Raw genomic sequence first — 22,531 nt, 5'->3', positions numbered from 1 at the left:
AGACAAACAACTAAGTTACTCCTACAAAAACGTCCCTTCTCACAGGAAGACCAGACTGTTTAATAAGTATCGTGATTTTTCATTCTTTGTAGTAAACTAAACTGCAACAACTTACTTTTAAATACTCATGATTGAAAACTATAGAAAATCGAGGTGTCCCATGCTAGAAATTAAACTGATCGATCAAGAACACCAAGCTGATATCCGCTTGAAAAACGAACCCTTCTCCTTATGGGGGAAAATGCTGCCGTCTTATAATGAGGGCAACTGGCAGTACACGATCTGTAAATTTGCACCTGAAGACATTCAGACGATGCGTTTCCCAGATGAAAATTATTGCTATGATGAAATGAGCCGAAACAGTCTGTTTATCGGTGCTTATGATGATGGAAAATGCATCGGCTTAGCGATCGTTCAAGACGCTTTTTTCAAGTATCTGTACCTCTATGACTTAAAGGTCAACACAGACTACCGCAAGCAAGGAATCGGTCAACTGTTGATCCAACAGGCACTGAAAGCGGCCCTTGCCAAAGACTATCGCGGCATCTATACACAAGCGCAGGACAACAATCCTTCTGCCTGTCTGTTTTACTTGCGAGCAGGCTTTCGTATCGGAGGCCTGGATACGGAGGTGTACAAAGGAACCAATCAGGAAGGCAAAAGTGACATTTTGTTTTATTTGGATGCAGCGGAAACGGCTGTCAAAAAATAGCTGAAAAAAGAAAAAAATTCCTCCTGCCAGATGGTACACTTAAGGCAACAATGTTTTGAAAGGTGAGGAAGAAGAATGTACGTAGGATTTGATATTGGCGGAACAAGTATTAAATATGGGGTTTTAGATGAAACCGGAGTGATCCTTGAAAAATCTGCGATCCCCACTAGCTATGAGCCAGCCCAGTTTTATCAGGATCTACTCACGATCATCGAAGATGCCCAGAGCCGCCACACGATTGATGGCATTGGGATCAGCGCCCCCGGGATCGTTCAAAAAGACGGCTTTATGTTAACGGCTGGAGCCATCAAATCGTTATATGGTGAAAATTTTAAAGCAGTCTTGGAAGCGCATACAGGATTGCCGGTGGCGGTGGAAAATGATGCCAATGCAGCAGCGATTGCTGAAAAATGGATCGGGAATGCGCAAGAGGTAGCCAACTATTTGTGTCTTGTCCTAGGCACTGGTGTAGGCGGTGGGATCGTAATCAATAATCAAGTCTACCGAGGTGCTCATGGCATGGCTGGTGAATTTGGCTGGATGGTGATCGATCAGCTGCCAGAAGAAGGCAATATCGAGGAAAGTTCCATCAATAAAAAAACTGCCGTCGTGGGCGGCTTGATTCGCCTCTACAATTTAGCCGGGGCAGCAGTTCCTGGCTTTGAACCCACCCAAGACGCCAAAGAGATTTTTGACCGCGCGCAGCAAGGCGAAGCGTTGGCGCTGAAGCTGACGGACCAATTTCTGACGGATCTGTCTGTAGGGCTGATCAATTTGATCAGCTGCTTTGACCCAGAATTGGTATTGATCGGCGGCGGCATCAGTGCCAATCCTTATTTCTGGGAACGCCTGCAGGCTCGCTTGACGATCACGGAAACACGGCATGAAGCGATCAATTATTTGCGCGGACAAACCATCGCACCTGTTCGTCCAGCGAAGCTGAAAAACGACGCCGGCTTGATCGGCGCAGTCTATCAGATCCACCAACAGCTGCACCGTTAAAAGTTTGGATATGCTATACTGGTGTAAATTGATTATCTAGGACAGCGAGGAACCAGCATGGCGCTTTTTGAACAATTAAACTTGAACAAGCTCTCTGCGGTAGAACAAGAAATCTACCGTTTTATCGTCAATCACTTAGAAAAGATCCCGTATATGCGTGTGCGCGACATTGCCGATGATGCTCATGTCTCTTCGACTTCGGTCTTTCGTTTTATTCAAAAAGTCGGCTTTCAGTCGTTTCCAGAATTTCGCTTCTATATCAAAAATCATTTAGAAAAAGCCCATTTTGATGCGCACCCTGAACACTTAGGTTTAGAAGCGCGCATCAAAGGCTTGAATATGCAGATCTTCCACCCTGATGCGGAATACCAAATACGAAAACTTGCCGAAGCGATGCGGGATGCCGATTTGATCTTATTTATGGGGATGGGGGCATCCGGTGCGATCGCGCAATACGTTGCCCGCAAGCTAGCCAGTCTCGGTTACTTTAGTATCAGCATTGATGAGCTGACCTACCCAATCAAAAGCTTTTTGCGAAAAGATCAAAAAAATGTTTTGGTTTTTCTGAGTGTCTCTGGTGAAACCAAAGAACTGATCGAAGTCATTACCGGTTTAGACAATCAAGCGATCGTGCAGAAATACTGCATTACCCCTAATCGGGAAAGTACGTTGGCACGCCTGTGCGATTATTCGATCGAGTATGCGATCAAAGAGGAACGCAAAGACATCTTTCTTGATTTGACTAGTCAATTGCCTTCAGTAGCGATTTTAGAAACACTGATCGGCTATTTACAAGATTATCGTTCCAACCCTTGATGGTTCAGTTTACTGAACCATCTTTTTTTGTAACACTGTGTTCCGGATGCGGAATTTTTTTCATTTCTTGAGAGATATGTACGGAATCCGTATCCGCTTACTTTTAGCCGCTTTCATTCGCTATAATGATGGCATCAATTAAGGAAAGGTGTTATTATTATGCAAAAATTCAATGACCTGTTAGACCGCTCGTTGGTACCAATCGCAACAAAGTTGAACAATCAACGCCACGTAGCAGCGATCCGGGATGCATTCATGCTGATTTTCCCACTGACCATCGCTTCTTCTCTCGTTATTTTGGTCAACAATATTTTATTTTCCAATGAGAGTTTCATCGTGCAATTATTTCAACTGAATCGACTTTTCCCGAATCTGGAAAGTGCCCAGCAAGTCCTAGCTTCCGTGGCGAACGGGACCATCAACATTATGAGTTTATTTATTGCGTTTCTTGTTGCTCAGCTTTTAGCCAAGCATTTCCAAGCAGATGCTACGCTAGTTGGTTTGACAAGTGTCGCTGCCTTTATGATCTTGTACCCGACCTCCTTTGCAGTAGATGATGTCAATGTGATCTCCACACAATATTTAGGCGCCCAAGGGTTGTTTGTAGCTATGATTGTGGCTTGTTTGGTCGGTGAATTCTTGCCGAAGCTTTTCAAAGTCAAACGACTGCAGATAAAAATGCCTGAAATGGTACCACCAGCAGTTTCTCGCTCCTTTTCTGGCATGATTCCGATCGTGATCATCGTGGCAGTCACTGCTTTGATCAATTTCTTAGTTTTGATGATCGCGCCAGAAGGCATCAATGAACTGATTTATAATGGGATCCAAAGTCCATTGCGGGATCTGGGGGGCAATGTCGTCGGTGTCTTGATCTTGGCATTTTTGCAAACCACGTTGTTTGCGATTGGGATCCATGGACCAAACACATTGAATGCGGTTCGTTCAGCGATTTTTACCGAACAAGATCTAGCTAACCTAGACTTTATCAACCAGGGCGGCTCCTTGTGGGACGTTCCTTACAAAGAAACCTGGGGCGTTTTAAATGATATGTTCGCAAATATGGGCGGAACTGGTATGACATTGGGCTTGATCATTGCGATCTTCATCGCTTCAAAACGTCCAGAACAACGTGAGATCGCTAAGATGTCCTTAGTTCCAGGAATTTTCCAAATCAATGAACCGATGATCTTCGGTCTACCGATCGTCTTGAATCCAATCATGATCATTCCGTTTATTTTGACACCAATGGTCAATATTTTGGTGGGTTATTTTGTCACTGTTGTCTGGCCGATCATGCCGACCCCAGCGATTGGGGTACCATGGACGACCCCAGGAATCATTAATCTCTTTTTAGGAACTGGAGGAAATGCGATCGCTGCGGTTGTCGGTGTCGTTTGTCTTGCGATTTCGGTCTTGATCTATTTGCCTTTCGTGATCGCCTCTAACCGTTCCCAGAAAGTAGAATTATAAGCAAACGAATGAGTCGAGGAGGAATGAAATTTATGTCCGCAAAAATGCCGAAAGATTTTTTATGGGGCGGCGCGATCGCTGCCCATCAAGCGGAAGGCGCTTGGAATGTTGCTGGCCGTGGAATGAGTACCGCCGATGTCATGACGGCCGGTGGCAACGGTATTCCCCGTAAAATCACCAAAGGAGTCATTGAAGGGGAATATTACCCGAACCATGAAGCCATTGACTTTTATCACCGTTACAAAGAAGATATCCAGTTATTCAAAGAACTGGGCTTGAAATGTCTACGGACATCGATTTCTTGGAGCCGGATCTATCCAACTGGAACAGAAGAAGAACCAAATGAAGCCGGTCTCCAATACTACGATGATCTTTTCGACGAATTGCAGGCAAATGGCATCGAACCCGTCATCACTTTGTCTCACTTTGAAATGCCTTATGCCCTCTATGAAGAATTTGGTGGGTTTGCTAACAAAGAAGTGATTCCCCTCTTTGTCAAATTCGCTAAGACTGTTTTTCAACGGTATCATGACAAAGTGACGTATTGGATGACTTTCAATGAGATCAATAATCAAGCAGATGGGCAAGAGCCGCTGCACGTTTGGACCAATTCTGCCATGATCATCGAGGATGACAGTCAAAAAGAAGCACTCGTCTTTCAAGCGGGCGTCAATGAGTTGATTGCCAGTGCGGCAGCCGTGATCGAAGGCAAAAAAATCAATCCAGAGTTTCAGATTGGTTGTATGATGGCCTATGTCCCGGTCTACCCCTACTCTTGTGCGCCAGCTGATTTGATGGCATCCGTCAAAGCCAATGAACGGCGCTATTTTTACAGCGACGTCCACGTACGAGGCAAGATCCCAACCTATGTGCAAAAATATTGGGCAAAAAAAGGCATCACGATTGAGATCACGCCCGAGGAACAAGCGCTATTAAAAGCGGGAACCGTTGATTATATTGGGTTCAGCTATTACATGTCAGGAACGATCTCAACCCTTGATGAAGTGGCTGGCACACCAACTGAGGATATCCCGGGAGCAAAAATCGTGAGTAATCCTTATATCAGTGCTTCTGATTGGGGCTGGCCTATCGATCCAGTCGGGTTGCGCTATGTGTTAAATACGATCTACCAACGCTATGACTTGCCGCTATTTATCGTAGAAAATGGCTTTGGTGCTTACGATCAATTAACCAATGAACAGCAAGTCCATGATGACTACCGCATCACTTACCTGAAAGAGCATATCGAACAGATGGAAAAAGCGGTGGTTGAAGATGGTGTACCGCTATTAGGTTATACGCCTTGGGGGATCATTGATATCGTCAGCTTCGGCAGCGGCGAAATGGAGAAACGCTATGGCATGATCTATGTCGACAAAGACAATACCGGCAAAGGAACCTTGAATCGTTTGAAAAAAGATTCCTTTGCGTGGTACCAGCAAGTAATCGCCTCTAATGGTGAAACGCTCTAATTACTGCTTCCATGACTAACACAAAAACCGCCCCCTCGTTTCGCCATCCTCCTTTTTACATTAGGAGCCTGGCAACGAGGGGGCGGTTTTCTTATTAAAGAGGTGCGCCATTGCGGGGATGCTTTTCTTATCATCACTAAACACTACCTCGATGCTGTGGTACACTATAGCTATTCATTTACTTTTACGTTAAGGAGGAACTGCATGAAGCCGATATTTCGTCCGATCCAATCTCAAGATGATGCGCCATTAGCTGCTATCATTCGCAAAAGCTTGACCGACCACCAGTTGGCGGTTCCAGGAACTGCCTATTTTGATCCCGAGTTAGACCACTTAAGTGAATTTTATGCAGCAGATCCTGCTAGCCGCCATTATTTTGTCATCACCGATGAATCGGGTACCCTTTTAGGCGGCGGTGGTCTTGCCGCTTATGATTCAGAAGGGCAAATCGCCGAGCTGCAAAAATTTTATCTTAGTGATGCCGCCAAAGGGCAGCGTCTCAGCTATCCCCTGCTGGCGAAGATCGAGGCCAAAGCTTTTGAACTAGGCTATCGGCAACTCTATTTAGAATCCCATCATTCTTTAGAAGCTGCCTTGCATGTCTATCAAAAAGCCGGCTATCGCGCATTGTCCCAGCCACTATTGGCGGCACAGCATACCACGATGGATCGCTTTTATGTGAAAACACTCGTTGAAGAAAACGAATAGAACAGCAGCCATTCCTTGATCGCTAGGAATGGCTGCTTTTACGTTATCCTTGTCCATAATAAGCATGTTCGCCATGCTTGCGGAAATAATGTTTATCCAGCAAATAATCAGCGATCGGTGTTCGCTCCAAGGTCAAAGCTTCGGTACCTAGTGCCATTTCTGCAACCTCTTCTAAAACAATACTATTGCTGACCGCTTGTTCCGCAGATTGCCCCCAAGTAAAGGGACCGTGTCCCGCTGTGAGGACAGCTGGGCATGCAAGCGGATCTAATTCCCGCTTTTCAAACGTCTCGACAATGACTTTGCCGGTTTCTTTTTCATAGTCTGCCGTTACCTCAGAGGCCCGTAATGGTCGTGTACAAGGGACACTACCATAAAAAGTATCCGCATGCGTCGTTCCATATGCAGGAATGTCTCGCTGTGCTTGCGCCCATTTTACCGCATTTGTCGAATGCGTATGGACGATCGCCTTGACGCCTTCGAAGTGCTTATACAATAGCGCATGGGTTTTGATATCCGAGGAAGGCTTCAACGTCTTCGCCTCTTTCGGTGTTCCCGTTAAGTCGCAAACCACCATTGAATCAACCGTCATCGTCTGATAATCAACACCACTTGGTTTAATGACGATGATCCCTAAATCTCGATCAATCTCACTAACATTTCCCCAAGTCAGCTTTACTAGCCCTTCCTCAGGTAGTCTCTTATTGGCTTGATAAACTCGCTCTTTCATCAATTGAAGCTGATTGATCAAGGTAACCGACCTCCTTTAGTTTTGGTAATAAATATGCTTTGGCTTGTTCAATCTCCCCAATCGGGTCAGCGCTCGTCTCACTCCACATCTCAATGACAAAAGAACCGTTATAATTCAACCGCTTCAGCGTGCGTAAGCAGCCATCAAAATCAACACACCCAGTGCCAAACGGTACTTCTTTAAACTTTCCTCGAAACTTATCTGAGACCGCCAATGTATCTTTCAAATGAATCTGGGTAATCTCGCAAATGCCTTTTTCTAATTCATAACCGACATCATTTTCTGGCCAGGCCGACAGGTTCCCGACATCTGGATAGACTTGTAGATAGGGTGAAGGGATCTGCTCCTTGATCCGTAAATATTTTGAGATAGAATTCAGAAACGGATCATCCATGATCTCTAGTGACAAAACGACCCCCTTTTCAGACGCCCTGGCGACGGCTTCTTTTAGATTGGCAATGAACCATTCTCGGCTACAAAGACTTTTTTCCTCATAATACACATCGTATCCGGCTAATTGGATGCAGCGAATACCCAAATCTGAAGCCAAGTCGATGGCTTTTTCCATCAGATGCATCGCGTGCTTGCGCTTTTTTTCATCGATCGAACCAAAGGGAAACCGCCGATGTCCACTGAGACATAAAGACAAGATTTTGATCCCCGAGGCATAGATTGCCTCGACGATCTCTTTGCGCTGTGCTTGGTTCCACTCTAGGCGTGCCAAGCGTTCATCGGATTCATCGATGGACATTTCAATGAAGTCGAAACCTCGGTCTTTGACAAACTGCAATCGTTCCGGCCAAGAAAGGGCTTTGGGTGTTGCTTTTTCATACAGACCGATCAAACTCATAGAAAACTACCCCCAAATCCGTAAAATCTCTTGCTTGAAATCAACTGCTGCTTGTTGCGGATCGTCAGCGGCAGTGATGCCTCGTCCTGTGATAAAGGTATACACATCAATGCCGGCAAACAGAGCCAACGTCTCGACGCTCAATCCTCCCGTGACGGACACTCGAAACCCCATATCGATCAATTTACGGACTTTTGTTAAATCTTTTTCTCCCCATGTTTCACCAGCTAACAATGCGTCACGACTTTGATGATAGATGGCTTGTGAGATGCCGGCATCTAGCCACTGCTGTGCTTGCTGGTAGGTCCAGTCACCATATAATTCTACTTGGATCTCAGCAATTTCTTTTGCTGCTGCCTTCATTGTTGGGATCGTTGCTGCACAAATCACGGTCATATAATCCGCGCCAGCTTGCTGGCAGTTTTTGGCGACCGTCCCACCGGCATCGGCACATTTTGTGTCTGCTACGATCAACTTCTCCGGATACATTGCTCGGAAACAGCGTAATACCTGTTCTCCTTCTTGCAACAATAAAATAGTCCCTGCTTCAATAATATCAACCACATTGCCGACTTTTTTGATATCTGCCAGTGCACTAGCTAAATCGGAGTGATCGCAAGCAATCTGTAGTTTTGGTATGCTCATGAAATTCCCCTCTCTTTTGTTTGACCAACCTTTTTGTTTTGCCACATCCTGTTACGCTGACTACTCCTTTGAAAGACCCGCTTCTCTGACCCGCTCAATGATTTCTTTTGGAGACATCACATTTCTGACCCCGATTACTGTTACGCCCTTTTCTTTTGCTTTATCGAACATATTGACAAAGTTCATTGGCGTAAAGACCACATCGTAATTCTTGGCGGTGCTTTTGCCTTCAGAAATCGCGCAGTGGTGGATAGAGGTGATCGTGATCCCTTCAGACTTCAAAGCTTTTTCAACACTCCGCATCATCATCAAACTTGTTCCTGATCCATTTGCACAAGATACTAATACTCTCATCTTTTTTTCCTCCTAAGAATTCATTATTTTTGTTTTTCTACATACGCATCGTAATCATCTACGATCAAGAAATACCCTTCTGGATCTCTGCGGTACTGCAATTGCGGAATCACTAATAAGATCACCACCACAAGAACCACACCAATGATGCCTAAGAATTTCATCAATACTGTAAAGAATGGCCAGACGGTCGCCCAGTCGAACATACCAAGATAGCCGCCATATTGGGACAATCCTACCCAAGTAGCGATCAAGGCCGAACCACCGATCTGAATGATGCCTGATAAGAATGGGAAAAGACAAGCCGCCTTGATACCTCCACGGTTGTTGGCAAAAACGGCAATCGCTGCATTATCAAAGAACAGTGGGATAAACCCGGCAATCACGATCGTTGGTGACCGGAACAAAATCAGTAAAGCAATCATTAAAAATTGTCCTAATGCACCGAATAAAAAGCCCACCGTCACAGCATTTGGTGAACCAAAGGCAAAGGTTGCGGCGATATCGATCCCCGGAACAGCACCTGGTAAAATCGTATTTGAGATTCCTTGAAATGACTCGGTCAATTCGGAAACGAAGGTGCGCACACCTAATTGAAGAATTGCTAAGTAGACGGCAAACATCAGTGATGTTTGTAAAATATAAAATAAGAAACTTTGTCCTTCTGCCATAAATCCTGCTGTTATTAAATAATCTTGTCCAAGTGTCACTAAAATGATACCGAAGAAAAAGAGCATCAGGATCGAAGTCGATACCATATTTTCATTGAAGACCGATAAAAAACCCGGTAGTTCGACATCTTCTAATTTCCGGTTGGATTTGTTCTTTTTGAACCGTTCCGCAAGTCTCGCAAAGAAATAAACACCAAACATCTGTTGATGGGCAATCGCAAAACCAGCACCTTCCGTCAAATCTTGACAGATGCCCACGGTCAAATTGGAACCAACCGCCCAATAGCAGCCTAAGATCAAGCCCATGACAAGTAAGACTTCGATTCGACCCAAGTCTGGAAAACAGAATAGCAGCAGCCAAAAGGCCGTTGCGGCTTGCTGTACTTGCACATTTCCAGTAGTGAAGACGGCCCGCAGCTTCGTATATTTTTTGAAGCGAACGAGTAAGATATTAAAAACAAAGGCAATCAATAATAAGAGCATCGTGTCACCAAAGGTGCGTCCAAATCGTTCTTCAATGCCGGCGGTGATCGCATTTTGACCAAAATACGGGTCAGTGACCATCGCATCTAATTCAAAACGCTCCTTAAGCCCCACCAGGATCGGACGGAAATTATTGACCAATCCACCAGAGCCAATCGTCAAAATCAAGTAACCAACGGTGGCCTTTAAGAAACCTGCAACACATTCAACAAACGGCCGTTTCAATAGTAAGTAACCAATCAGTACAATAAAACCGATCAAAAAAGCTGGCTGCATCAAAATATTCTGAGCAAAGTAATCCCAGCATCTCAATAAGAAATCTCCTACCACTTCCATCTAATCCCTGCTTTCTTTTTGGTCATATTTCTCCATCACCATTTCAAAATCTGCCATCGTTTTTACACCTAATAGATCTTCTACCAGCCCCTCTTCCATCAACATCTCTGATAAACCAGCGATATTGTTCATATGTGCTTCAGCGTTTTTGGCAGCGAGCATAAAGAACAACTGCGCCTCCTTGTCCGGATTATCTTCCTGAAACGAGACGGGCGCTGGAAAAATCGTCAGCCCGATCCCTGTTCCTAAGACGCCTTTGCTTTCTGCTGAAGAATGGGGCATGGCTACTTTGGGAATGATCACAATATAAGGACCGTATTGATGGACATCCCGAATGACATCTTCAATGTACTGATCCGTAATCAACGCCTTTTGCTTTAATCCTTCGCCACTCGCCCAGATAGCAGCTTCCCAGTCTTCGGGCTGTTCATGGTTGATTGCAACCAACTCATTTTCATAAAAATAACGCAGCATTACGTTTGCTCCTTTCAAATTTGGCTTTTGCAGCATCCCCCCTTCTTTTATAAGAAAGAAGGGAATGGCGTATCATTGTCGACCGAAAAAACATCTTTGAAGCCACGATAGAAATTAAATTCAAGATCATCTTTATTCGTTGGGTAGGTGAATTTGCCGCCAACTTGCCAAATATACGGTTTAAACTCATAGTTCAAACGATCTTTTTTAAACTTCCAAATCTCGGTGATCTCTTTTGGATCAGCCATAAAATTGGACCAGATATCATAATGTACGGGAATCACCACTTTGGCATTGAGGGATTCGGCCATCCGCAACATATCGACTGATGTAACTTTGTCGGTGATGCCCCGCGGGTTTTCGCCATATGCACCTAAGCAAACATCGATCTTGTACTGATTCCCATGTTTAGCAAATACATTCGAATAATGAGAATCTCCTGCATGATAAATCGCCCCACCGGAAGTCTCAAACAAGTAATTGACTGCGATACGATCCATGTCCTGTGGCATTTTTCCTTTCAAGCTGGTATCCGGATCTTCACAAGTAATCAGAGCGGTTCGATCGAATGCTTCTAAAGCGACGATTTTCACCTGCCCAATAGTCACTTCATCCCCCGGTTTGACCACGATGGTTTTTTCTTCTGGTATTCCCCATTTCAACCAAGTTGCAACGACTTCATGGGGACCGACGAATTTTGCTTCTGGACAATTTTGATGGACTGCGGCTGCGGTATTGATGTCTAAATGATCGGAATGGATGTGGGTCACCACTAACGCATCCACTCCTTTGATTGCAAATGGATCGATCACAAAGGGCTGAGTCCGTAGGTTAGGCTGCATTTCTTGTACACCACTCATTCGCATCATTTGATGGCCTTTTTTCATTTGCCCATTCCCATGACTGCGCTTGCCAGTGCCACACCAAAGGTCGCATAAAATATTGGTTCCTTCCGCACTCTTCAGCCAAATACCCGTACAGCCTAGCCACCACATGGAAACTGTGCCTTCTTTCACAAGCTCATTTTCAATCTCTTCGTTCAAATAGGTCCCCCATTCTGGAAACGTATTTAAAAGCCAACTCTCTTTCGAAACATCATTTACATGTGCCATTCTTATTCCTCCCTTGCTTATTTACACTTTGATTCTAACATATAGAAAAACGCTTTCAATCTAGTTTTATGTTAATTTAGCTTATTATATGTTAATTAACCCATAAATAAATGTGATTATTTAATATATATGGTAATGTATAGGGGATATGTTAAAATGAGTTCGAAAGAAGAAACAACAAACACATCGTTGCTTCTCAACAAGTGGTGTGGGATCATCACTTGAACTTGCGAGAAGGAGGCGATAAGGTTTTTGCTATGCAAAGGCAATCGCAATCTGGATAAACGATGAAAGACAAGAATAGAATAAAGCGCATGTAAGGAGGAAGTATCGTGAAACGTTCCAATGAAGAAGTGAGGCAAAGGAGAAAACAATTGATCGATCTGATAAAAACATCTGGTTTTTCTGATGTGAAGACCCTCAGTCATCAGTTGGGAGTATCAGAGATGACGATCCGCAGAGACTGTACCGTACTGAGTGAGATGGGTCAGATCAAACAAACCCACGGAAAAATCGAATACTGTGAAGCTTATGAAGATGAAGCGCATCCCACCGACTCGATCGAGTACATCAAAGATCGACTAGCCAAAGAAGCGGCTCGCCAAGTAAAAGATGGCGATACCCTTTTCGTCAATACGAGTACTAGCGCCGCTCAAACGTTGCGCCATCTAACGGACAAACGAATCAGTTTGTTGACGAACAATACAAGTGTGATCCAAATGGAACACCATCCAAAATCAACGATCGTTTTAAGTGGCGGCGAAATACGCTATCCTAAAGCGGCCTTGTCAGGGGATATCGCCGTGGAGTCGTTTTCTCATGTTCGTTCTGATGTTACGATCATTGGTTGTAGTGGGTTAGATTTACAGACCGGCATTTCCACTTCAGTGATCCACGAAGCCAAAGTCAATGCGAAAATCATCGAAAATTCTGGCAAGTTGATCGTTATCGCGGATTATCGCAAAATCGGTAAGCAATCCAATTTTACGATTGGCGCAATTGCGGCTATCGATCTGCTGATCACCGACCATTATTCTGATCCCAAAGTCATCGACTTGATTGAGCAACAAGGTGTTCAAGTCATCCAAGTACCCGTCTAACCTTCTTTGCCGCTAAAAAAATGCCCGACAGTTGATCTGAAAAGTCACGCCTTGCTGCCTCTTCCAACAGAAACAGCAAAGCGTGCCCTTCGATCAACCGTCGTGGCTTTTTTCGTTAAACAATCGTACGCTTCAAACGTGCTTTATGAGATGTGCCTCGTGTGAATTAGAGCCGCAGCAACCAAATCAACGCAACAGCACCTACGGTTTGGACGGCTCCAACGGAAAGACCATAGAATAAAAAACGCGGTCCTTCTTTTAAAAACTTGCGGAAATCCAGGCGCAAACCGATGGCTGCCAACGCCGTTGTTTCAAACCACGTACTGATAAAATGAGCCCCCTCATTCAACCAGCTAGGCAGCGGCAAGAAGCTATTCAAGATACAGATGGTCAAGAAGCCCAACACATACCAAGGGATTGGCAGCCGTAGCTTACCTTTGCCTTTGGTTTTGGTGGGGGTCTTTGTCGTCATTCGTTCAAAAACAATGACGACGACTGCCAACATGATGATGCGCGCGATTTTAAAGAGCATCGCGTATTTGACGGTGTCGGCATCAATCAAACTAGCCCCCGCCACGACTTGCCCGACGGATTGAAGTGTGCCGCCAAGTAAGGCGCTTTTTTGCAATAGATCATCGCCGTATAAGGCCAAGCCTAAAAACGGCAGCGTCAGCATCATCACCGTTCCTAAAAGATTGACCAAGGTGATGATCTGCCCTTTTTCTTCATCATCGGCATCAATGGCTGGTGCGATCGCCGCAATCGCAGAGGACCCGCAGACAGCATTGCCGCCTGCCATCATCAGGCTCATCTTTTGATTAAAGCCCAATTTTTTCCCTATCAAATAAGCAGCGGTAATGACCAAGCTCATCATCAGCAAAATAAAGAGAAAGCCCCGAAGACCCATTTCACTGATGGTCTGGAAAGTGACGGTAAAGCCCAGCAAAACCACCGAATATTCCAAGAGCCGACTTTCCGCAACCTTCGTTCCGACTTGATAGCGTTCTTGCTTGAACAGTGTATTTCCTAAAATGATTCCTAATAAAATAGCAAGGGTTGCTCCCCCTAATTTTGGCACAGCCAAAGCCATGATTCGGGCGATGACGGCTACCGAAAAGGACAGGAACAAACCGGGAAGTATCAAAGCTGTTTGTCGTTGCTTCATTGCTTTCATCCTTTCATATAACATCCATTATACACAGATTGACCGATCAGTAGGATTTATTGGTATAATAGTTATGATTGAATTTTCTAATGGAAGGAATTGCAATGTTAAAATTACTGGAGACCTTTAAGATGGTCTATGAAACGAAAAATTTTTCGAAAGCTGCCGAATTGCTATTTATTTCGCAGCCCACGGTTTCTGCTCAAATCAAGCAGTTGGAACAAGACCTGGATACACCGCTTTTTTTACGCAATGGTCGCAAAAACGTGATCGCCACGCCCCAAGCAGAGTACCTTTACGAAAAGGCACTGAATTTATTGGATGAGTGGTCGACGATCGCCAGCGAGATCCATACCAACACACAGCATCAAAGCCACTGTGCCCTAGGCATCTCTCATACCTATGCGATGGCCTTGATGCCTGACTTGATGATTGCTTTATACAACGCCTTTCCCACGGTGCATTTTCGGGTATCGATAATGAACTCCGCTGAAGTCTTAACAGCGCTTGAACAACATCAACTAGATTTAGGGATCATTGAAAAACCCTTATCTGCACCAAGTATTTTGCGTTTCCCGATTTTGAAAGATCAGCTCGTCTTAGCTGGTGATCCCCAAGTCGGTCCTTGGCTTGTTCGAGAAGCGAGTTCTGGTGTCTACTATTACACTAAGCGCTATCTAGAGGAACAAAATATTCAAGGACCGATCATTGAGATCGCCAGCAATGAATTGATCGTCGCTTTACTGAAACAAGGCTTCGGCTGTTCGATCCTTTCCAAGCGAGCCGCCCACGGCATTGGCTATCAACTGCTGGATAAAAATTTTGAGCGGCAATTTTACCTCATCCAGCGCAAAGCCGTCACAGAACCAGCCATCGAGGGATTGCGGACCTTCATTCAGGAGTGGTCGCAAGAGGATTCCTTGCAAGCAGAAAGCAAATAAATCCACTTGTTTTTAAGGGAGGAAACCACCGCCTCGTGGGATTTCTTAACCTTTTCTTACGATTACGCTTCCTCGCTGCTGATCTGGTCCGATTGATTGTTTCTTAAGAAATTTGTGCTAAAATGAGGAGTACTGGCTATGGGCTCTAACGTTCCCCTTTTTGAGGGAAACTTAGACCGCCCTTTGACTACTTATGCAGTTCGTGAAGCAAACCAGTAAGAAAGGATCTTGAAATGAACGAACAAATCAAGAACAAATTAGCGCTGCTTCCTGATCAACCTGGTTGTTATTTAATGAAAGATAAAAATAACAAAATCATCTATGTTGGGAAAGCCAAAATTTTAAAAAATCGTGTCCGTTCGTATTTTACCGGCAGCCACGATACGAAAACCGAACGGCTCGTTCAAGAAATCAATGATTTTGAGTACGTCGTTACCGAATCAAATACGGAAGCTTTATTGCTGGAAATCAATTTGATTCAAAAAAACAAACCAAAATACAATATCATGTTAAAGGACGACAAGTCGTATCCTTTTATTAAAGTGACCAAAGAGCGCTATCCGCGTTTGATCATCACTCGTAAAGTTTTAAAAGACGGGGCTTTATACTTCGGCCCTTATCCTGATGCACGAGCAGCCAATGAAACCAAACGGGTGCTAGATCGCCTCTTTCCTTTACGAAAATGCGGTCCTTCTCAAAAGCGGCCTTGTCTTTATTATCATTTGGGTCAATGCGTCTGTCCTTATGTCAATAATGTAGACCCCAAGGATTATCAAAAGATCGTGGATCAAGTCAAACACTTTTTCCACGGCGGTCACGTCGATATTTTGAAAGATCTGAAAGAGAAGATGGGCGAAGCCATTGAAACATTAGAGTTTGAGCGAGCGGCTGAGCTGCGGGATCAGATCCAAGCGATCGATACCGTCATGACGCGACAAAAAATGACCTTGACCGACCTGATGGACCGTGATGTCTTTGGCTACAGTGTCGACAAAGGCTGGATGTGTGTCCAAGTATTCTTTATCCGTCAAGGAAAGCTGATCGAACGAGAAGTCTCTTTGTTTCCTTTCTACAATGAAGCGGATGAAGATTTCTTGACCTTCGTCGGCCAGTTTTACCAAAAGAATGAACACTTCATTCCCAAAGAAGTCTTTGTTCCGCAAAATGTCGATGCTGCCCCATTAGAAGCGCTGTTGGAAACCAAAGTCCTGCAGCCCCAACGAGGCGACAAAAAGAAATTGGTCGATTTGGCCAATAAAAATGCCCGCATTGCCTTGGCCCAAAAATTTGCGTTGATCGAGCGTACTGAAGAACGGACGATCGGTGCTGTGGATCGTCTAGGCGATGCCATGGGGATCCCGACACCTTATCGGATTGAAGCCTTCGATAACTCCCACATCATGGGAACCGATCCGGTTTCTGCAATGGTGGTTTTTGTCGACGGGAAGCCGTTTAAAGATGATTATCGGAAATATAAGATTCGTACCGCACAAGGCGGCGATGATTATGGCTCTATGCAAGAAGTCATCTACCGCCGATACTCTCGTGTCCTAAAAGAAAACCTGCCTTTTCCTGATCTGATCATCATCGATGGTGGGAAAGCCCAAGTCGGTGCCGCCCAAGAAGTGCTGCATAACCAGCTAGGTTTAGATATTCCCGTTGCCGGGTTAGTGAAGAACAACAAACACAAAACCAGCGAGTTGATTTTCGGAGAATTTTTAGATCCGATCCAGCTGGAACGCAATTCTGTCGAATTCTTTTTGCTGCAACGGATCCAAGATGAGGTCCATCGTTTTGCGATCACCTTCCATCGCCAACTGCGCAGTAAAAACAGCTTTTCTTCCAAGCTAGATGAAATTCCTGGCTTAGGACCAAAACGCAAGCAACAGCTCATGAAAACCTTCAAGTCGTTAAAAAACATCCAAGCAGCTTCCGTGGAAGAGATCCAGCAAGCTGGTATTCCCAAAGCCGTTGCGGAAACTATCTTAGCCAAACTAGGCGATCAAAACCAACCCACTTCTTAAGCCAAAACAAAAACGCTCCATAGCCAACAGTAGCTATGAAGCGTTTTTTCGTTGAAGAACCATTTTGTAAGCCGTTACTTTTTGCGGTGCTGTAACAGATCAGGCTTCATGTCTAACATGGAATAGCCACGAACATCATACCGATTGCGGCTGCAGGAATAGTCCACTGGACGTCCCGATTCTAAATAGATGATCTGTTCTAATTCCAATACTGGATCATCTGCTTGGCACGCTAAATAGGTTTGATCGTATTCATCACTTTTGGCAGCCTGAAAAGTCCGATAAGCACCAGCAAATTTGTAGCCTAAATCTTGCAACAGATAGTCATAGACGGATTCTTCCAAGATCTCTTTCGTCAAACCGCTGACCAGATCCAACGGCATATAGGAATGCTCGAGTATGTAGGGATTGCCTTCTAAGATCCGCAAACGGATCACATGATAGATTGGTTGTTCGGCAGTGATCTGAAGCATCTCTTGAATTCTTGTTGTAGGAAAACAGACTTCAAAGGTGATGACTTGGCTAGTCAACGTCCGTTTTTCTTGTTTCATCTGATAGCTCAGGCCTTTGTATTCTGTCACCGATGAGGTATCTTTGCCCCAAAAGGAATGATTCAAAACTTTGGTCCCTAAGCCGCGCTTTGTCAGCAGCAAGCCTTCCATAATCAGGATATTCACCGCATTTTTAATCGTCATTCGGCTGACGCCAAACTCTTCCACTAACTCTGTTTGATAAGGTAAAAGACTGTCTTTCGGATAAGTTCCGTCCTTGATTCTTTTACGCAGAACATCTGCGATCTCCATATATTTGGGCATTTTGCCACCTCCAAAACGTGTGTTGTATTGATTGAAAAACGAGAAAAGAACCGGCCAAACGAAAAGAGTGTCATCACACCACTGCACCTTCCAATGAAGCAGTGTGATAAGGGGTATTGCACTCTGATCGCGGCCGGATAAGGTCTATTACGTTTGGCGCTTGTTTCTAATCGACTCGATCAGACATTACGCATTTTTTAAACGGCGTGTTTCTTGAATTTGCGCCATTTTCACGAACGGCAAGTAGATAACGATCGACAAGATCAAGTTAACAGCTGCCAAGATTCCGCCAGCAATACTTTGTGTCGACAAAATACCGCCGATGATTGGTGGCGTCGTCCATGGTGCGATGACGGTACTTGCAGGAACTAAGCCAGTTGCAGTTGCAAAATAAGCAGTCGTGACTAAAACAAGTGGTGTCAACACATATGGGATGAACAAGATTGGGTTCAAGACAACTGGTAACCCAAACATCACTGGTTCATTGATCATGAACACACCTGGTGCAACGGATAGTTTTGCGACAGTCATATATGCTTTATGATGACGAGCAACTAAGAAGATCGCAATCAAAAGACCTAGTGTCGCACCTGTTCCGCCGATGTTCACGAAAGAATCAAAGAATGGTTTGTTCACGATATAAGGCAAATCTGTGCCTGCTTCTAATGCTCGTGCGTTTGCTTCGATCGCTGGCACATTGATCGTTTGCATGAATGGATCGATGATGTTGGCACCATGTAAACCAAAGAACCATAAGAATGCAGAGATAAAACCTAATAGCAAAGCAGCTGGGTAAGAGTTTGCCAAGCCCATGAATGGTTGTTGCACCAATTCATAGAAGGACAATACGATACTTGTCACACCAAATGCTTGGAAAATTGCTGTAAACAAAGCAAAGATCGATACGGTGATCATTGCTGGGAATAACGCAGCAAATGAACGTGATACTGCTGGTGGTACGCCATCAGGCATGTTGATGACTAAGCGTGGGTTGCCAGCTAGACGACGGAAGATCTCAGTAGAAATGATCGATACGATTAATGCTAAAAATAATCCTTGAGAACCAAGTCCGGCAGCTGTTAACAAACCATCTGGGCCTGTCGCCATTGCACCTAATGCGAAGAAACTTGCAACTGAGATCGCCCCAGCACCTAATGCGTCTTGATTGTAGCTTTTAGCTAAATTATACGCTACTGTGAAAGCGATTAACAGACCAAGTATTGAAAAAGTACCTGCTGACAAGTTGTTCCCAAAGGCTTGCCATGTCCCTTCACCAAAAATGCCATTCATAAAATCAATATAGGCAGGAATTGGTAAGTTGTTGATCAATACACCAAAAGAGCCTAAGATCATCAACGGCATCGTTACGATAAATCCGTCACGAATGGCCACTAGATGTCTTTGAGAGCCTATTTTAGAAGCGATCGGAATAAAGTGCTTCTCCATAAATCCAATAAATTTATCCATTGTTTTTTCTCCTTTCAAACCCTAAACAAAATAATGAAACCGATTTCTACTAAAGAATACCACGAGAACGTTTCCATGTCTAGTCTTTTCTTTATCAAAACCGTGCTTTTGTTTAACCCAGCTTATCATTTGCAAAAACAGGTGGTTTTTTAATAGAGAATGCCCTTCGGAACAAGACAGAAAAATCCGCGATTTTACACAAAAAAAGCAATGCTGATCCCTACAGCATTGCTTTTTCCATTGTTATTAAAAGCCGTTATTATCTGAAACTTCTTTAAACCAACGACCTGATTTTTTCACCGTTCGTTTAGCATCATTTGCTAAGTCAACGGAGATAAATCCGTAACGGTTCTTGTAAGCATTGGTCCAGGACCAGTTGTCCATGCAGGTCCACATATGGTAGCCAACACAATTGGTTCCTTCTTGGATCGCTTGGTGGACATACTTCAAGTGGTCAGAGACAAACTCGATGCGGTAATCATCTTCGATCACGCCATCAGCATTGACGAAACGTTCTTCTCCTTCGACACCCATGCCATTTTCAGAAATGTAGCACTTGATATTGCCATAGTTTTCTCGCGTGTTTGTCAAAATATCATAGATCCCTTTTTCATAGATTTCCCATCCACGATACGGGTTCATTTTCTTGTTTGGCATATCATAGTTATCAAAGTAATCATCTGGCATTGGACTTTTCGCTTGATCGATCGGTGATTCTTTCTTCATGATACGACGAGGTTGGTAATAATTGATCCCCAACAAGTCGATCGTATTTTCGCGAATCGTTTGTAAATCATCAGCTTCCATCGCTGGTACCATATCTAATTCCTTGACGATGGTCACTAATTCTTCTGGGAACGTGCCTTTGACAGCAGGGTCTAAGAAAGAGCGATTAAAGAAGGCATCTGCGATTTGCGCTGCTTTGACATCCTCTGGATCGTTCTCATCTCTTGGATAGCTTGGCGTCAAATTCAAAATAATGCCGATCTCCCCACCAAGGTTCATCTCATGGTAAACTTTGATGGCTTTAGCACTCGCCAACGTTTCGTGGAACCCAACTTGGACTGCATGTTTCATGTTGATCTCATTCGGATAATGGAATTGGTAAAGATAGCCGCCTTCAACAGGGACGATCGGTTCATTATGAGTGAACCATTTCTTGACACGATCACCAAATAACGTAAAGCAGGTTTGCGCAAACGCGACATAGGCATCCACGGTCTCTCGGTTCAACCAGCCGCCTTTTTCTTGCAGCGCCATTGGCATATCGAAGTGGTATAAATTCATGAAAGGTTCGATCCCGTTGGCGATCAACTCATCAATGTAGGCATTGTAAAAATCAACGGCTTTTTGATTGACTTCTCCTTTGCCTTGCGGGAAAAGACGACTCCATTGGATCGACGTCCGAAACGTCGTATGGCCGGTTTCTTTCATGAGTTGAATATCTTCTTGATAGCGTGTGTAGACTTGCGAGGTTTTTTCAGGACCTACCCCATTGAAAAATTTCTCTGGTTCTTGCTGATACCAGTAATCCCAGATGCTTGCCCCTTTGCCATCACCTTCAAATACACCTTCTGTTTGTGGGCCACTAGCGGCTGACCCCCACCAAAAGCCTGCTGGAAATTGATAATCCATCTTCATTCACTCCTCATTTTTTCTTTGCTGCCCTAATCATAAAGGAAGCAGTTACAAAAATCAATCTTTTTCAAAATAAATGTATAGACATTTAAAATAAAACATGATACATTATCAATGTAATCGATTGCAAAAAGAAATTTAAGGAGTGAACTAATAATGAATGGTTTTATGGACAAGTTATCTGAAAAGATTTTGCCCTTGGCGAATGCCTTAGGACAAAATCGCTACCTGACCGTCTTGCGGGACGCGTTTATGCTTTCGTTCCCAATCACTATGTTTGGATCGATCGTGGTCGTTTTAAACAACCTGCCCTTCTTCAGTGATGCCACTAAAGGAACATTAGGAACGCTGTTTGGCAATGGGCAAAATGCAACAATGAGTATCATGACTGTTTTCGTTACTTTCGGTATCGGCTATTATTTATCAAAATCATATGATGTGGAAGGGATTTTTGGCGGCGCCGTTTCTTTTGCCAGCTTTTTGATCTTAACTCCTTTCTTTATGACTACTGAATCTGGCGAAACGATCTCCGGCGTGCTGTCTCTTGATCGTCTTGGCGCAAAAGGGATGTTTATCGGGATGATCGCAGCATTTTTAGCAGCTGAAATCTATTGCCGCATCACAAAACGCGGCTGGCAGATCAAAATGCCTGATGGGGTGCCACCAGCAGTTTCTAAATCTTTTGCCGCTTTGATTCCAGCAATTATCACCTTAACGGTATTTTTAGTGATCAATGCCATCATGACGGGTGTCTTCAATGCCAACTTGCATGACTTGGTTTATGAATTGATCCAAAAACCATTGACTGGACTAGGCAGCAGCTTGCCAGCAACTCTATTGGCTTTGTTCTTTGTCCAATTCCTTTGGTTCTTCGGTCTACATGGTCAAATCATCGTCAACTCTGTGATGGACCCGATTTGGAATACATTAATGTTAGACAACTTAGAAGCGTATCAAAATGGGGATGCACTGCCGCATATCGTCACAAAACCATTTATGGAAACCTTCACCGTTGGATTAGGCGGTTCTGGTATGACGTTAGCCGTTGTTATCTTGATGGCTTTTGTATTGAAGAAAAAACAATACCGCGATGTGGGTCGTTTGGCTTTAGCACCAGGGATCTTTAACGTTAACGAACCAGCAATCTTCGGTATGCCGATCGTCTTGAATGCGACGATCCTGATTCCTTGGGTCGTGGCACCTCTTGTGGTAACGACCTTCAACTACTTAGTGATGGCGGCTGGACTTGTTCCTGCACCAACTGGTGTTTCTGTTCCTTGGACCGTTCCAGTGGTCTTCAGTGGTGTCTTAGCAACCAACTCTTGGTTAGGTGGTTTGCTGCAAGTCATTGACGTGGTGATGGTCGGCTTAATCTGGTATCCATTCTTACGTGTTTTAGATCGTCAAGCAGAACCATCGATCGATTAAGCGCAACGGCTGGCTGAATTTTTTCAGTCAGCCGTTCTTTTTATAAAAAAACCAAGGTTTGATTGTCGAAACCGCTTTTTTCAGCTATACTTCTTGC

General features: G+C 44.2%; 21 protein-coding genes. 10 read left to right on the top strand and 11 right to left on the bottom strand.

The window, feature by feature from the left end; all coding sequences use genetic code 11:
• Positions 1 to 160: 160 nt before the first annotated feature.
• The 6 genes from IGJ42_RS00840 (at position 161) to IGJ42_RS00815 (ending at position 6,180) form a co-directional block, all read left to right on the top strand.
• Positions 161 to 712 (top strand): GNAT family N-acetyltransferase, encoded by a 552-nt coding sequence (locus IGJ42_RS00840; RefSeq protein WP_005232691.1) that lies wholly within the window; start codon positions 161 to 163, stop codon positions 710 to 712.
• 75 nt (positions 713 to 787) lie between these two features.
• On the top strand, positions 788 to 1,714 hold the full coding sequence (locus IGJ42_RS00835; protein ID WP_429968976.1) for an ROK family protein: 927 nt from the start codon (positions 788 to 790) through the stop codon (positions 1,712 to 1,714).
• 57 nt (positions 1,715 to 1,771) lie between these two features.
• Positions 1,772 to 2,530, top strand: a complete 759-nt coding sequence (locus tag IGJ42_RS00830; protein ID WP_005232695.1) for a MurR/RpiR family transcriptional regulator — start codon at positions 1,772 to 1,774, stop codon at positions 2,528 to 2,530.
• Between the two features lie 159 nt (positions 2,531 to 2,689).
• Positions 2,690 to 4,000 carry a PTS sugar transporter subunit IIC gene (locus IGJ42_RS00825; RefSeq protein ID WP_008376519.1) on the top strand — a complete coding sequence of 437 codons (1,311 nt, stop codon included), beginning with the start codon at positions 2,690 to 2,692 and terminating at the stop codon, positions 3,998 to 4,000.
• A 32-nt stretch (positions 4,001 to 4,032) separates the two neighbouring features.
• Positions 4,033 to 5,472 carry a 6-phospho-beta-glucosidase gene (locus IGJ42_RS00820; protein ID WP_034872089.1) on the top strand — a complete coding sequence of 480 codons (1,440 nt, stop codon included), beginning with the start codon at positions 4,033 to 4,035 and terminating at the stop codon, positions 5,470 to 5,472.
• A 204-nt stretch (positions 5,473 to 5,676) separates the two neighbouring features.
• Positions 5,677 to 6,180 carry a GNAT family N-acetyltransferase gene (locus tag IGJ42_RS00815; RefSeq protein WP_430615858.1) on the top strand — a complete coding sequence of 168 codons (504 nt, stop codon included), beginning with the start codon at positions 5,677 to 5,679 and terminating at the stop codon, positions 6,178 to 6,180.
• Between the two features lie 43 nt (positions 6,181 to 6,223).
• Here the strand turns inward: IGJ42_RS00815 and araD are convergent, their stop codons facing one another.
• Genes araD through ulaG form a run of 7 tightly spaced genes read right to left on the bottom strand, consistent with a single transcriptional unit; the run spans position 6,224 to position 11,856 of the window.
• Positions 6,224 to 6,910, bottom strand: a complete 687-nt coding sequence (gene araD / locus IGJ42_RS00810) for an L-ribulose-5-phosphate 4-epimerase AraD (RefSeq protein WP_429969343.1) — start codon at positions 6,908 to 6,910, stop codon at positions 6,224 to 6,226.
• The gene (locus IGJ42_RS00805; RefSeq protein ID WP_429968975.1) at positions 6,882 to 7,781 is read right to left on the bottom strand and encodes an L-ribulose-5-phosphate 3-epimerase; all 900 of its coding nucleotides are present in this window, start codon (positions 7,779 to 7,781) and stop codon (positions 6,882 to 6,884) included. The genes araD and IGJ42_RS00805 overlap by 29 nt, the downstream gene beginning before the upstream one ends.
• A 6-nt stretch (positions 7,782 to 7,787) precedes the next feature.
• Positions 7,788 to 8,426 (bottom strand): 3-keto-L-gulonate-6-phosphate decarboxylase UlaD, encoded by a 639-nt coding sequence (locus IGJ42_RS00800; RefSeq protein WP_429968974.1) that lies wholly within the window; start codon positions 8,424 to 8,426, stop codon positions 7,788 to 7,790.
• A gap of 60 nt (positions 8,427 to 8,486) precedes the next feature.
• Positions 8,487 to 8,780: a PTS sugar transporter subunit IIB gene (locus IGJ42_RS00795; RefSeq protein ID WP_008376531.1), complete on the bottom strand. Its 294-nt coding sequence runs from the start codon at positions 8,778 to 8,780 to the stop codon at positions 8,487 to 8,489.
• Between the two features lie 23 nt (positions 8,781 to 8,803).
• Positions 8,804 to 10,270: a PTS ascorbate transporter subunit IIC gene (locus IGJ42_RS00790; protein ID WP_016611581.1), complete on the bottom strand. Its 1,467-nt coding sequence runs from the start codon at positions 10,268 to 10,270 to the stop codon at positions 8,804 to 8,806.
• Positions 10,271 to 10,744, bottom strand: a complete 474-nt coding sequence (locus IGJ42_RS00785; RefSeq protein WP_005232715.1) for a PTS sugar transporter subunit IIA — start codon at positions 10,742 to 10,744, stop codon at positions 10,271 to 10,273.
• 47 nt (positions 10,745 to 10,791) lie between these two features.
• Positions 10,792 to 11,856 carry an L-ascorbate 6-phosphate lactonase gene (gene ulaG, locus IGJ42_RS00780; protein WP_005232716.1) on the bottom strand — a complete coding sequence of 355 codons (1,065 nt, stop codon included), beginning with the start codon at positions 11,854 to 11,856 and terminating at the stop codon, positions 10,792 to 10,794.
• A gap of 332 nt (positions 11,857 to 12,188) precedes the next feature.
• On the opposite strand from ulaG, the gene IGJ42_RS00775 reads away from it, so the two are divergent.
• A complete protein-coding gene (locus IGJ42_RS00775; protein ID WP_005232717.1) occupies positions 12,189 to 12,956 on the top strand; it encodes a DeoR/GlpR family DNA-binding transcription regulator in 768 nt (255 codons plus the stop codon).
• A gap of 166 nt (positions 12,957 to 13,122) precedes the next feature.
• Here the strand turns inward: IGJ42_RS00775 and IGJ42_RS00770 are convergent, their stop codons facing one another.
• A complete protein-coding gene (locus IGJ42_RS00770) occupies positions 13,123 to 14,145 on the bottom strand; it encodes a YeiH family protein (RefSeq protein ID WP_005232718.1) in 1,023 nt (340 codons plus the stop codon).
• A gap of 65 nt (positions 14,146 to 14,210) precedes the next feature.
• On the opposite strand from IGJ42_RS00770, the gene IGJ42_RS00765 reads away from it, so the two are divergent.
• Together IGJ42_RS00765 and uvrC are read left to right on the top strand one after the other, a co-directional pair.
• Positions 14,211 to 15,062, top strand: a complete 852-nt coding sequence (locus IGJ42_RS00765; protein ID WP_429968973.1) for a LysR substrate-binding domain-containing protein — start codon at positions 14,211 to 14,213, stop codon at positions 15,060 to 15,062.
• A 233-nt stretch (positions 15,063 to 15,295) separates the two neighbouring features.
• On the top strand, positions 15,296 to 17,086 hold the full coding sequence (gene uvrC, locus IGJ42_RS00760) for an excinuclease ABC subunit UvrC (protein WP_005232721.1): 1,791 nt from the start codon (positions 15,296 to 15,298) through the stop codon (positions 17,084 to 17,086).
• A gap of 74 nt (positions 17,087 to 17,160) precedes the next feature.
• On the opposite strand, the gene IGJ42_RS00755 is transcribed toward uvrC, so the two are convergent.
• The 3 genes from IGJ42_RS00755 to IGJ42_RS00745 all read right to left on the bottom strand — a co-directional run bounded on the left by IGJ42_RS00755 (position 17,161) and on the right by IGJ42_RS00745 (position 21,003).
• Positions 17,161 to 17,901 carry a GntR family transcriptional regulator gene (locus IGJ42_RS00755; protein ID WP_008376546.1) on the bottom strand — a complete coding sequence of 247 codons (741 nt, stop codon included), beginning with the start codon at positions 17,899 to 17,901 and terminating at the stop codon, positions 17,161 to 17,163.
• 186 nt (positions 17,902 to 18,087) lie between these two features.
• Positions 18,088 to 19,368, bottom strand: coding sequence for a PTS sugar transporter subunit IIC (locus IGJ42_RS00750; protein WP_005232725.1), 1,281 nt, complete (start codon positions 19,366 to 19,368; stop codon positions 18,088 to 18,090).
• Positions 19,369 to 19,614: 246 nt separating this feature from the next.
• Complete coding sequence (locus tag IGJ42_RS00745) at positions 19,615 to 21,003, bottom strand: glycoside hydrolase family 1 protein (RefSeq protein ID WP_371875328.1); 1,389 nt, start codon at positions 21,001 to 21,003, stop codon at positions 19,615 to 19,617.
• A gap of 159 nt (positions 21,004 to 21,162) precedes the next feature.
• Between IGJ42_RS00745 and celB the strand changes: the two genes are divergently transcribed.
• Complete coding sequence (gene celB / locus IGJ42_RS00740; protein WP_429968972.1) at positions 21,163 to 22,434, top strand: PTS cellobiose transporter subunit IIC; 1,272 nt, start codon at positions 21,163 to 21,165, stop codon at positions 22,432 to 22,434.
• The last annotated feature ends 97 nt before the right edge of the window (positions 22,435 to 22,531 follow it).

It is taken from the genome of Enterococcus sp. DIV1067f (assembly GCF_050543505.1).
Lineage (GTDB): Bacteria > Bacillota > Bacilli > Lactobacillales > Enterococcaceae > Enterococcus_D > Enterococcus_D entomosocium.
The sequence above is the reverse complement of the archived record's forward strand: the minus strand, read 5'-3'. Positions and strand labels throughout refer to the sequence as shown.